Annotated in this window: 13 protein-coding genes and 2 pseudogenes; 12 read left to right on the top strand and 3 right to left on the bottom strand. The window is 40.0% G+C overall.

Features of this window, described 5'->3' with window-relative positions:
* The first annotated feature begins 8 nt into the window (after positions 1-8).
* From QNH10_RS13940 to QNH10_RS13900, 9 genes are all read left to right on the top strand, one after another.
* Entirely contained in the window at positions 9-728 is a 720-nt protein-coding gene (locus QNH10_RS13940; RefSeq protein ID WP_283732006.1) for a hypothetical protein, read from the top strand.
* Between the two features lie 68 nt (positions 729-796).
* Positions 797-958, top strand: coding sequence for a hypothetical protein (locus QNH10_RS13935; protein ID WP_283732005.1), 162 nt, complete (start codon positions 797-799; stop codon positions 956-958).
* 293 nt (positions 959-1,251) lie between these two features.
* Positions 1,252-1,761, top strand: coding sequence for a YfiT family bacillithiol transferase (locus QNH10_RS13930; protein WP_283732004.1), 510 nt, complete (start codon positions 1,252-1,254; stop codon positions 1,759-1,761).
* A 447-nt stretch (positions 1,762-2,208) separates the two neighbouring features.
* Positions 2,209-2,664, top strand: coding sequence for a hypothetical protein (locus tag QNH10_RS13925; protein WP_283732003.1), 456 nt, complete (start codon positions 2,209-2,211; stop codon positions 2,662-2,664).
* The gene (locus tag QNH10_RS13920) at positions 2,661-3,275 is read left to right on the top strand and encodes a hypothetical protein (RefSeq protein ID WP_283732002.1); all 615 of its coding nucleotides are present in this window, start codon (positions 2,661-2,663) and stop codon (positions 3,273-3,275) included. Before QNH10_RS13925 ends, QNH10_RS13920 begins: the two co-directional genes overlap by 4 nt.
* Before the next feature lie 11 nt (positions 3,276-3,286).
* Complete coding sequence (locus QNH10_RS13915) at positions 3,287-3,625, top strand: hypothetical protein (protein WP_283732001.1); 339 nt, start codon at positions 3,287-3,289, stop codon at positions 3,623-3,625.
* A gap of 20 nt (positions 3,626-3,645) precedes the next feature.
* Positions 3,646-3,849: a hypothetical protein gene (locus tag QNH10_RS13910; RefSeq protein ID WP_283732000.1), complete on the top strand. Its 204-nt coding sequence runs from the start codon at positions 3,646-3,648 to the stop codon at positions 3,847-3,849.
* Between the two features lie 83 nt (positions 3,850-3,932).
* Positions 3,933-4,559 carry a Type 1 glutamine amidotransferase-like domain-containing protein gene (locus QNH10_RS13905; RefSeq protein ID WP_283731999.1) on the top strand — a complete coding sequence of 209 codons (627 nt, stop codon included), beginning with the start codon at positions 3,933-3,935 and terminating at the stop codon, positions 4,557-4,559.
* A gap of 503 nt (positions 4,560-5,062) precedes the next feature.
* A complete protein-coding gene (locus QNH10_RS13900; RefSeq protein WP_283731998.1) occupies positions 5,063-5,539 on the top strand; it encodes a GyrI-like domain-containing protein in 477 nt (158 codons plus the stop codon).
* Between the two features lie 72 nt (positions 5,540-5,611).
* On the opposite strand, the gene QNH10_RS13895 is transcribed toward QNH10_RS13900, so the two are convergent.
* Positions 5,612-6,094: a general stress protein gene (locus tag QNH10_RS13895; protein WP_283731997.1), complete on the bottom strand. Its 483-nt coding sequence runs from the start codon at positions 6,092-6,094 to the stop codon at positions 5,612-5,614.
* 151 nt (positions 6,095-6,245) lie between these two features.
* On the opposite strand from QNH10_RS13895, the gene QNH10_RS13890 reads away from it, so the two are divergent.
* The gene (locus tag QNH10_RS13890; RefSeq protein WP_283731996.1) at positions 6,246-6,956 is read left to right on the top strand and encodes a DUF421 domain-containing protein; all 711 of its coding nucleotides are present in this window, start codon (positions 6,246-6,248) and stop codon (positions 6,954-6,956) included.
* A gap of 77 nt (positions 6,957-7,033) precedes the next feature.
* Positions 7,034-8,367: pseudogene (locus tag QNH10_RS21215) on the top strand (purine/pyrimidine permease).
* A 172-nt stretch (positions 8,368-8,539) separates the two neighbouring features.
* Here QNH10_RS21215 and mnmH read toward each other — a convergent pair.
* Both mnmH and selD read right to left on the bottom strand, forming a co-directional pair.
* A complete protein-coding gene (gene mnmH / locus QNH10_RS13875; protein WP_283731993.1) occupies positions 8,540-9,589 on the bottom strand; it encodes a tRNA 2-selenouridine(34) synthase MnmH in 1,050 nt (349 codons plus the stop codon).
* Positions 9,590-9,611: 22 nt separating this feature from the next.
* Positions 9,612-10,661: a selenide, water dikinase SelD gene (gene selD, locus QNH10_RS13870; RefSeq protein WP_283731992.1), complete on the bottom strand. Its 1,050-nt coding sequence runs from the start codon at positions 10,659-10,661 to the stop codon at positions 9,612-9,614.
* 168 nt (positions 10,662-10,829) lie between these two features.
* Here selD and QNH10_RS13865 point away from each other — a divergent pair.
* Positions 10,830-12,250 (top strand): annotated as a pseudogene (locus QNH10_RS13865) (NAD-dependent succinate-semialdehyde dehydrogenase).
* The last annotated feature ends 124 nt before the right edge of the window (positions 12,251-12,374 follow it).

Below are 12,374 nucleotides of genomic sequence, written 5' to 3'. Positions count from 1 at the left end.
AAAAAAGTATGACGTCAATCCATGAAGGGCAGCTGAATATGATGAAACCAATACTTAATATACCGGTGACCCCTATAGCAAATCTGCACGAAGAGTTGAAACAGTTGATTCCACGTTCAATCGCAATCGGACATCATAATGATGTATTCGTCTTACTGGCGGAAGAAATTCCTCCTTTAATTAATGGTAGTTTCCCCTCAACGGTTACGGAGAAGAGCTACAGTTATCATGTCGTACATTTGAAGGACGGAAAGAAGAATGTGATCCAATTGCCAGAAGAAACGTGGAATTATCATTTTATACAGCCGATTGATGACGAGCATTTCATGCTTGTCTGTGCTCGTTCGTATTATCACGATGCGCAGAATATTGAAGAAAATGCAAGGGTGTATGATTTGAATGGACGTTTTATCCGATCTTTTTGTTTAGGCGATGGGATTGAGCATGTGTATGTGACAAGGAATCAGGAGATTTGGACCGGATACTTTGATGAAGGGGTTTTTGGCAATTACGGCTGGGAGAAACCGGTCGGCAGGAGCGGGCTCGTTGGCTGGGATTCTATGGGTCGTAAGTTAGATTCCCTTGAGGAGGATAAGGAATATCACATTTTTGAGTGTCTTGCGCTGAATGGTGATTCTAACGGTGGGATTTGGTTTTTCTTCAGTATTGAATCGAAAATTGGAATGCGAAAAGAAGGGCAGTCAGTGTATTATTCACCGAAGATATAAGTTTCAACTCGTTTGCGGTAAGCGGAGAGAAGATTGTTGCATATTTGAATAGATGGGGGCAGCAGGCAATGATTGAGCTGCAGCGCGAAGGAGAAATCTTTAAGAAAATCCATAAAATCGAGTTGATTAAACCGAATGGAATGGTTGTTGAGGCACAATTAGTCAGTAACCGGGAAAATATGCTGCTGTTTTTAGACCGTGATGAATTGTATATGTATGAAGCGAAATAGGGAAAATAATAGGACGAAGGAGTGGGAAAATGACTCTATTGTATATGTTAATAGGAGCATTACCGGGATTACTCTTTCTTGGGATTCCGGTGCAGTGATCGGTGGGCTGATAGGGTTTGTGTATGGAGCCACTCAATCAAATCATAGAAGAATTGTAGAATTGGAAAAGGAAGTAAATGAGCTGAAAGAAAATAAAAATAAATCGGGAAATTGAATTGATAGGAACAAATATATTGAAATATTTGTTATAATAAATATATGAAAAATATTAAAGTGGAAGAGGGGTAGTGAAAATGGACGTAAGATTTCCAATTGGGGAGTTGCAAGTTCCTGAAAATGTAACTTTAGAGAATGTACAAGAATGGTTAAAGGATATCGAATCTTATACGACTCGGTTAAGGGAAACTGTTGACCATTTGGGTGACGAGGATTTAAATAAAACATATCGCGATGGTGCTTGGACAGTACTGCAACTTGTACATCATATAGCGGATTCACAGCTAAACATGTATCAACGTCTAAAGCTTGCATTAACAGATGAAAATCCAACAGTACCAGGATTTGATGAGGAAAAGTGGGCTATCCAACCGGATACGCAGCTTCCTGCTGAAAGCTCCATTAAAATGCTTGAAGGTATAAACGAGCGTATCGTATATTTAGGAAATCATCTAACTGAAGATCAATTAGATCGGACTTTCACCCATGGGAAGAACGGGAAAATTACCGTTGCTACAAAACTTAGGAAATTAGCTTGGCACGAAGAGCACCACTTGGCGCATATAAAAATAGCTTTATCTAAATGATTTTATTCGCTTTTACCGACTAAAAATCCAAATACACCTTTTCTACAGAGGTGTATTTTTTATTGGAATGAATTTTTTGAAAAGTATTAATATCTTCATGGTATAATAGATTAAATGGAATAATCAGGGTTTTTGGACGTTCAAAAGAAAGTTGTCAATCAGATTAGATTCGGCATTAAAAAAGGGGATGTTAATTTTGTTCAATAGAAGAAGGTCAGTGGTATTAATATTCACGTTAGGTGTTCTAACATCAATATTAACACTTCCGTTTCTGTATGCTTTAGGTGTCCCTTCCTTTGACGTTGTTCTCACGTGGGCCTTTGGAGAGGTGAATATCTGGGCAATAATTCTCTCTATATTGCTGTTCATCGCGGTCTTGTTTGGCGTAGGAAAGGCACTAAAAACTTCAAACTAATAGCGTCGGTATGTAAAGAGGGGTTGGAATAAATGAAAAAAACAATAATGTGTTTATTGATAATCACCCTTTTAGTTAATTCGTCTGCTCACGCGTTGAGTTGGGCTATTGAGTTTGTCGTTTGGAATGGAAAGGTATATGAGGTCACGGATGAAAAAGTAATTGATAGTTTGATTGGCAAGCGAATAGGAGAGGTCAAAACAAAGCCCAATGATATGACGGGTAGCCATTATGGGAATGCATCCAATTATTATCCTATTGGGACAGGGTATTTTAAAATAAGTGGTATATCTCCGAGGGATGCTATTGCAGTCGAAGAAAGTGCGGGTAAATGGGTAAAAGCAGTCTATGCCCATAAGGCGCCTTTTCATTGGATGAATGTATTCAATGGTATCTTCCCGTTTTTAGTTTTATTTGCAATAGTATTGCTTTTTGTATTGTGGAAACGAAAAGTGAGAAGACACGAGGGGGATAATGGGGAGTTATGATAACCTCAACAATGATTTTGGGTTGGATAGGCGTTTTATTGTTTTTGATCATAATCTTAACATTTAAGTCGATGACAAAGAAAAATGAGTATGCTTTCCTCCATTTGTTGATGGCAATTATGTACGCCATGTGGTTTCCTTTGCCATTGGCATTAAACCATCTAATCGAATCCGATATAGTATTAGTAGGAACCGTATTTGGCTTTGCCTATTTGTTTTTGTTAGTGAGCTCCATGGTACTTCAAACTGGTCATATTGCATTTATCGAAAAGCATGACAAGGAACATTCCATTCCCGAAAAACATGCGGAATATATGATGGCAACATTGACGAAGCCTTTTGAGAGTTTCCTTGGTGTGTTTAAAAGTATATGGGCCATTTTTTTAGGAATTTCCTTCTGGCAAAGTGGAGAATTGTTGATGGCGGGTTTGATGCTCCTATTTGGTTTATTTATTTTTTATTATTTATTTATTTCGATAGACGCCAGTTTGATGAAGCGAGTAAAACTGTTCTCAAAAGTGAAGCCTAATATATTTATAGTAAACCTTGAAACATTGGCTTTCTTCATAACTTTGATGTGTTACGTCACGTACAGGTCTTTTTCATTGTGAGGAGTGAACTTGTGAAGGTTAAATCATTCGTATTCAGTATATGCATTTTTTCATTCATTTTAGTTGCGGGCTGTTCTTCAAGTGCTGACTGGAATTCAAGATTTGTTGTATGGAACGGCTATTTGTATGATGTGAGCGAAGAGTATATAACTGAAACTGATGATGAGATTGGTCGGGTTACAAAGTATTCAGATAAGGAAGGAACATATTCTGGAACCTATTCGAACAAGTATAAAAAAGGTACTAAGCTTTATTCAATAAAAGGTGTTCATACGGATGAAGCGATTGCGGTTGAGGAAGATGGTAAGTACCGAAAATTAATTAATAATGGAAAGTATGGGGAAAAGTGATTTTTTTAGGGGATGAATAAATGAGTGATGAAATTTTAGAACAAAGAAAAGCAGAGCTAGCAGAAAAATTGGGGTTAGGCAAAACAGAACCGTTGAAAAGCACGTTTTTTAAAGGAGATTTTGGTTACAGTATTAATCTCACAGAACTGCTTTCGATATTGATACTTTTTATATTGGTCGTTTTTCTTTTTGTTTATCGAAAAAAGAAAAAGAAACAATTATAAACAGGTGAGTAATGAGTATAAAACAGAACCGATGATGTGGTTGGTCGGGTTATAAAGTATTCGGATAAGGATAGGTGAAGAATATGAAATTATACTTATCGTCCTATAAGATTGGGAACGAGGAAGAAAAACTGAAAGAAATGACGAAAAATGGGAACCGAAAAGTTGCATATATCAATAATGCTTTGGACTTTGCAACCGATTTAGAACGGAAAAATAAAAGCGACTCACTGGATATATTGGATCTTGAAAGATTGGGTTTTACTGTTGATATCTTGGACCTGAAACAGTATTTCGGTAACAAAGAAGGATTAAAAGAAAAACTTGATCGGTATGATGTTCTCTGGGTAAGAGGTGGAAACACTTTTGTTCTTGCGCAAGCCATGAAGTTAAGCGGATTTGATGAAATTATAAAGAAGTATTACATTGAAAAGAAGGATATTTTATATGGAGGATATAGTGCAGGTGCTTGTATCCTTGGGCCAACATTAAAAGGCATTCACTTGGCGGATAATCCGAATCAGAAACCATATGGGGAAGAGCATCAAACCATTTGGGAGGGATTACACCTAATTGATTATGTAATTGCCCCTCATTATAAATCAGACCATCCTGAATCCGAAGATATAGATAGATCTATCGAATATATGATTGAAAATAAAATACTTTTTAAAGCGCTGAAGGATGGGGAAGTAATTGTCATCGAATGAATAGAGAGAGGTATTGTATTCAGATGCGTAACTGGACGTATACGTTTTATATGCTTTGATTTTAGGTATTGTGGCATTTTTTACAGGTGAAATTGTTACTTTCATTATGCTTGGTTTTATTTTGATTGCTCTTATTAATATCAATACAACGCTTAAAAGAATTTATGAAAGAAATGACGAGCGCGATATTTAGAGGGTGCCAAGGAGGTTGTTAATCTGATTTTTATCACGATTTTATTTTCTTTATTTACTTTATTTACTTCGTCCATTGTATCAATTCATTTAAGAAAAAAGACGAATCGAAATTTATTAAGTATGCTGTCAGCCTTTTTTGGTAAACGGATTTATTTTAACAATAGCTATGTTGTTATCTTACCAATTGAATGAGGAAGCACGTATTTTTGGAACTGGTTATTCTGATCTATATTTTTTGATATTTTCTATTCCAGTTATAACGTGGATTAACTTTTTAATGCTGCAATTTGTAAAAAGGGGGAATTGACATGACATTAATACCCAGTCCAGATAAGGTAGTTAGGGAACTTGATGAATTAAAATTGGTGGGTTATCGTGTTTTGTGTTCCGGTGATGACTATTTAGCCGAAATACCGAAAGCATCACTTAGGTTAAATGAGCGTCTAAGTGAAATTAAACATGTGGTTAACTCAAGTGAACAAATTGGTGCGTTTGTTGTGGAAAGTGAAACTGAATGTATGGATGGTTACTGGGTTTGTGTTGAAGTAAAGGTGTTTGAGGATATTCCTGCTGGGATGGTAACTCTAACAGTACCTTCACAGCGATATGCTTCTTTCAGGCATAAAGGTTCGAATTTTGAAATCGTACAATCGTATAATGAGTTGCACAGATGGATTGAAGATAATAACTTTAATAGGCTGAAAAATAAATGGCATTTAGAAAAGTTTTATAAATGGGGAAATGCCGAAAAACTAGATGTAGAGTTATTGGATACTATTGAGTAATTCAGGTTTTTGTAGAAAAGACACTTGATACTAAAAAAAGGCTATCCCGGATAAGGGACAGCCTTTTCGCATTTAAATTAGAGGATTATCCGGATAGTCCATTCGAACATCACGGTACGTATACTCCCCGTCAATTAAAACAAGAATCTTCCCTTCATTGAAGTAATCATTATATCGATTTGCTTCATCTTCCGGAATACCCGCACCAATCAATGCTCCCGCAAGACCTCCGACCCCAGCACCTGCCGCAGCACCTGTTATGCCTGCAACAATTGGGCCTGCTGCTATAATTGGTCCAACTCCCGGTATGGCGAGTGCACCAAGACCTGCGAGTACGCCGCCAAGACCTCCAAGTACTCCTCCAGTGGCCGCCCCTGTAGCAGCACCGTCAGCAGCATGTGTTCCGGTCTGATCTTCAATGTTTTCTACGTGGTCCCTATCTTTACTTATTATTGAAATGTCATGTGAACGATACCCTTGTCTCTTCAATTCTTCGATTGCCGCCACGGCTTCAGCTTCAGTATCATAGTAACCTACTACATGTCGTTGTACCAAATTCAAACGCCTCCTGAGTAAAGTTATTGTTCTATCGATTACTACTCTTAAATTACCCCAACCATTCATTCTCAAACATTCATAAAAAATCGATTGGTTGAAGTTAGTGATTAACGGGTATTTTTATCGATAGAATTTGGAGGTGTTTGTTATGGATTATTTAATTATAGGATCAAAACTCATTGTCGGACTTATTGCCTTAATGGTGGTCATTAGGCTATTAGGGAAAAAACATTTGGCTGAGATGACTCCGTACGACATCATCTATTTGATCATATTTGGCGGCATCCTTGAAGAAAGCATCTATGATAGTGAAGTTTCCATATGGATGTTCCTCTTTTCACTTGCTGTATGGGCTGCGTCTATTTACTTTATAGAAAAATTAGTGGCCCGATGCAATCCTTTACGAATACTCCTGAAGGGGGAACCCGATCAATTAATAGATGACGGAAAGGTCAATATCAAAGCCTTTAAGAGAAATCAATTGGAGATGGAACAGGTACGAACAATGCTCCGTCAACAAGGTGTTTTTTCACTAAGAGAGGTTCGTGATATGTATATTGAACCAGGCGGACAAATTTCCATCAATTCCTTTGCAAAGTACAAATCTGTTACGGCAGGTGACTTGGAGCTTGAGAAGGAGGAGGAGGCACCGAGCGTGCTATTAGTCGACGAGGGAGAAGTGAAGCGGGAGGTCTTGAATGCGATCGGTAAATCAGAACAATGGTTAAGAGAGGGGCTAATAGATGAGGGATTTGATGAAATAGAAAAGATTCTATACTGCGAATGGTCGAAAGCTGATGGGTTTTTCATACGAAGCTATGCAGATACTATAAATACTAACAAACATAAACCCAGTTGACTGAAAACAGCTCGTTTACTGCAATTGTCGTGATATACTTGAAATCTAAAAGCTGAATTGGAATTTGAGGTGTTTTCATGAAACATATAATTGGGGGCATTCAGTGGGCGGTTTTTTTACTTGCATCCTCGATTGCAGCACCAATCGCCATAGCGCATGTGTTTGGTATGGATACAGTGGAAACTACACTGTTCATTCAACGAACAATGTTTGTGCTTGGTTTGGCTTGTCTCATTCAAGCATTTGTCGGTCATCGTCTGCCGATCAATGAAGGGCCGGCCGGACTTTGGTGGGGCATTTTCGTTGTGTATGCTGGCATGGTGGGCGTCATGTATCCATCAAGCGGGGATGCATTACAAGCATTGCAAAGTGGCATGATTGTTAGCGGAATCCTATTTATTCTGTTAGCCATCACCGGATTAATCTCTAAAATGAAAACACTTTTCACGCCTGCCGTTACATTTACATACCTTATGCTTCTCATCTTACAATTGAGCGGAACGTTTTTAAAAGGAATGGTTGGAGTAGAAACTCATAGTGACCGAATTGATGGGTTATTGTTCTTGGGTAGCCTTTTGGTAGTCTTAGTCACATTCTTTACAATGAATCATAAAGTTCCATGGGTGAAAAGATATTCTGTCCTTTTGTCAATCGGGATTGGTTGGATCCTTTTTTTAGTCATCGGAAAAGCGGGGTTTGTTCATTCTGAATTTGACGGATGGATTCAATTTCCGCAAGTTCTTGTCTATGGAATGCCGGTATGGGATAGTGGAATGTTTATTACTGCGGGATTTATAACACTGTTGCTCATCGCAAATATGATGGCATCCATTCGGGTTATGGAAAGTTTATTGAAGCAATCATTTTCGATTACCCCGCCAGATCGTATGAACAGGGGTCGATTGCATCCGGCTTGAACCATTTGTTTGCAGGTTTATTTTCCGCAATTGGTCCGGTTCCAATTTCCGGGGCAGCCGGGTTTGTCGGTGCAACAAGGATCGCTTCTATAAAACCGTTTATCGTAGGAAGTATCATCGTAATCGTCATTACCATTTTTCCTGCAATCATGTCGGTATTTGCTGCATTGCCAGCCCCGGTTGCTTATGCTGTCACATTTGCGATATTCACGAAAATGGTGGAAATGGCATTTCGTGAGTTATCAGTAGAGCCGAATCAGGAACGTGGCTACAAAGTTGCGGCAGTTGGATTGATGATCGGTGTTGGTATCATGTTCATCCCGCAAGAAAGCATGTCCGATTTGCCAAATGCCATTTCTGCGGTCTTGTCGAATGGGCTTATAACGGGAACAGTAATTGCGATTTTAATCGAACAGTTTTATCTGTGGAGGGACGGCGTCAAACTTGAAATACTTCAAGATTCGGGTAGGTCCAAAGTAATGAAACGACGATAACTTTGTGAAATTGACCGATAAGATCATAATAGTGACCGATAACTCGCGCTGAGTGACCGATAACTCCAGAGAAATGACCGATAATTCTCAGTAAGTGACCGATAACATCCAAAACAAAAGGGCTGCCCCGAAAAGTCATTTTAAATGACGATTTGGGACAGCCCTTGCTTGTTCATTTTGTAATTAATTTCTCGTTGGTGTAATTCAACTTTACTAACTGATCATAAGCATCATCAACTGAACTTGCATGGATGACAAAGTTGTTTTCATGCGGACGTTTTGTCGTTGAATATTCGTAACGGGGATCATAATAATGCTCAAGCAATAATTTTACTGCTGACTCAAAATGCCCCTCATTCAAGCTTTCTTCAATCTCTTTCGCAATTGGCACATGGATTCGGCGTTGTATTAATCGGAATGCCTCGATGAACTGCTCCTGAGATTCCCATGGATTATAGTCGGATAAAATGTTGTGAACACGTTCTTCAATAGGAAGATGGATGAAAACATGTATTCCATTTTCTTTTTTATCAAATAGGTAAGAGGGGACTAACACCTTGCCGATTCGTTTGCTTTCACCTTCGATAAAAACATATGGCTTTTGCTTAACTTTTTGAATTTGCTGGACTAACAATGAGTCGAACTTCTTTTGGTTATTCGGTTCAAGTCCAATTTGGCCGAAAATGGATCCTCGATGTCCAGCAAATTGTTCTAAATCGATCACCGGATGACCTTCATCCGCAAGTCTTTGTAGTAGTAAGGTTTTGCCGGTACCCGTATATCCGTTCAATACGATCAGTTTTGGTGGAAAATCTTCTTTTTCCAATTCCTTCACGACCCATTGGCGATATGTGCGAATTCCGCCACTAAGACGGTTTGCGTTTATGCCCATTAGGTCAAGTACAGTTGCGGCTGTCTTGCTTCGCATGCCGCCACGCCAGCAAAAGACGGTCATCGGTGTTTCAATCGTTTTGAATTGTCTGATGAAATCTGGTAGCTTCGCCGAGAAAATTTCAAGCCCACGTTCATTGGCTGCGTCTTTGCCGACTCGTTTATAAAGTGTCCCAATCTCAGCTCGCTCTTCATCGGAAAAGAAAGGGATGTTAATGCTCCCTGGGATTGTCGCTTCCTTATATTCAGAGGGCGACCTGACGTCGATCAATGTATGAGGTTCTCGTTCTTTTATGAATAACAGGTCTTGTATGCTAATATCTCGAAACATCTTTTTCACCTACTAATTTAAGTCATACTACGTTTATTTTGCCTTTATGTTCACCAGTCACTTCACCGATGATGGCAGCGTTGACGCCATTTGCTTTCATTGTATCGACAAGTTCAGTTGCATGGTCGGAAGAAACAGATATAAGCAGACCGCCTGAAGTTACCGCGTCACATAAGATGTAACGGTCCAATTGATCAAGATGATCGGCGTAAGTGACTGCATCAGCAACATGTGCATAGTTGCTTTTTGTCCCGCCAGGAATTCTACCTGCTTCCGCAAGTTCCTTCGTGCGCGGGAGGATAGGCACTTGTTCGGCAAAGATTCGAATTCCTGCATTGCTTGCTTTGGCCATCTCAGTTGCATGCCCAAGCAAACCGAATCCAGTTACATCTGTAGCCGCATGGACGTCAAAGTCAGACATCACTTCGGATGCTGTCTTATTCAATGTGGTCATAATTGAAGTCACTTGTTCTATTTCATCAGTTGTCAGTGCGCCATTTTTCAATGAAGTTGTGTAAATCCCAACCCCGATCGGCTTCGTCAAAACAAGTTTGTCGTTAGGCTTTGCACCTGCATTCGTACGTACCTTATCGGGATGAACAGTTCCTGTCACTGATAGGCCGAACTTTGGCTCCTGATCGTCAATGGAATGTCCGCCGACAAGTGTGACACCCGCCTCTTTCAACTTGTCTCCAGCCCCACGTAAAATATCGGCAAGAATGCTTTTGTCCAATTTTGCTATCGGGAACGCGACGATATTAAGAGCAGTTATCGGCTTTCCGCCCATTGCATATACATCGCTAATTGCATTTGTTGCTGCAATTTGCCCAAAATCATATGGATCGTCCACAATCGGGGTGAAAAAGTCGAGTGTCTGCACGATTGCGAGATCGTCCGTTAATTTGTAAACTCCCGCATCATCACTCGTATCAAGGCCGACTAAAAGATTTGGGTCAAATGGAGCTTGTGGAAGTGATTGCAGGACTTGTGATAAATCAGCCGGTCCTATTTTACAGCCGCAGCCTCCTTTTGTTGTTAGGGATGTCAATTTTACAGAGTTTGATGTAGTCATCCGGTGAACCACCTTTCAAATTTTTAAGTTAAAAATAGTGTAGCACACTAATTGCTTGCTAATGTATTATCAAGTTTTGAAAAGAAAGAATGTTTAACTCTTAAATCAAGAAAAATAGAAAAAAGAGTGGTACATTGGTTAAGAAAATACAATTTGGGAGGTATGGAGATGAGTACTTCTTTTTCAATGTTGATCAACGGAAAAGAAACCGGGGGAGACCGTCCTTCAATTGAAGTCGTTAATCCAGCGACAGGAAAAACAATTGCAACTGTTCCAGATGGTGGGGCAGAAGAGGCGAGATTGGCAGTGGATGCTGCTACTGATGCATTTCAAAAATGGTCCATGCTTTCTGCGTATGAAAGAAGCAGCTATTTAGTCAAATGGCATGTATTAATCAATGAAAATTTAGAAGATCTTGCTCAAACAATGACCGAAGAACAAGGTAAGCCTTTGGCAGAAGCCCGAGGGGAAATGAATTATGCAAATGGTTTCATCTCCTGGTATGCGGAAGAAGCAAAGCGGATTTACGGTGAAACGATTCCGCAAGCGGTGCAGGCAAGCGGATTTTCATCCATAAACAACCTGTAGGAGTAACAGCAGTAATCACCCCTTGGAATTTCCCTGCGGCAATGATTACGCGAAAAGTCGGCCCTGCACTCGCTGCGGGATGTACTGTCGTTATCAAACCGGCCGAACAAACGCCGTTGACTGCGATTAAATTGGCTCAACTTGCAATGGAAGCAGGGATTCCGGATGGTGTCATTAATGTTGTGACGGGTGACGCAAAGGCAATAGGGGAGACTTGGCTTCAGGATCAACGTGTTAGGAAACTGACATTTACAGGATCGACGGAAGTTGGAAAGCTGCTGATGCGTGGAGCGGCCGATACGGTCAAGAAGATTTCGCTTGAACTTGGGGGGCATGCGCCTGCAATTGTCATGGATGATTGTGATCTCGATAAGGCAGTGGAAGGTGTAGTCGCGGCGAAATTCAGAAATGCCGGGCAGACTTGTGTTTGCGCGAATCGAATTTACGTTCATGAGACGATAGTGGATGAGTTTTCCGAAAGGTTGGCCGAACGAGTTAAGCAATTGAAGGTAGGAAATGGCAAGGAAGAAGGGGTTACGATAGGCCCTCTTATCGATGAAAATGCTATTCAAAAAGTACAACGACATGTCGACGATGCGGTTAAGAAAGGTGCAAAGGTCGTAGCTGGTGGGAAACGTCAAAATGGACTTTTTTATGAACCGACGATTTTGACAGGAGTAAACGATGAGATGATTTGTATGAAGGAAGAGACATTCGGCCCCGTAACACCTATAACAACATTCTCTTCTGAAGAGGAGGTTATTGCCCGGGCGAACGATTCAATCTATGGATTGGCGGCATATGTATTCACTGAGAATTTATCAAGAGGGATCAGGATGAGTGAGAAGTTGGAATATGGTATCGTCGGTCTGAATGATGGTTTACCATCCACTCCTCAAGCACCATTTGGCGGATTCAAGCAAAGTGGGTTAGGCAGGGAAGGCGGACATTATGGGCTGGATGAGTACATTGAAGTGAAATATATTTCTGTTGGTTTGTGACTCTTAGGTAAAGGAGAATTACTATGGAGCATATCTTCTTAAAAGAAACTCTGAATAAACCTGCAACAAGCGAAGAAATAACACGTGTCGAACAAACGCTCTGAAGAAAACTGCCGACTGATTT

This window comes from Sporosarcina thermotolerans (assembly GCF_030067815.1).
Classification (GTDB): Bacteria; Bacillota; Bacilli; order Bacillales_A; family Planococcaceae; genus Sporosarcina; species Sporosarcina thermotolerans.
The sequence above is the reverse complement of the archived record's forward strand: the minus strand, read 5'-3'. Positions and strand labels throughout refer to the sequence as shown.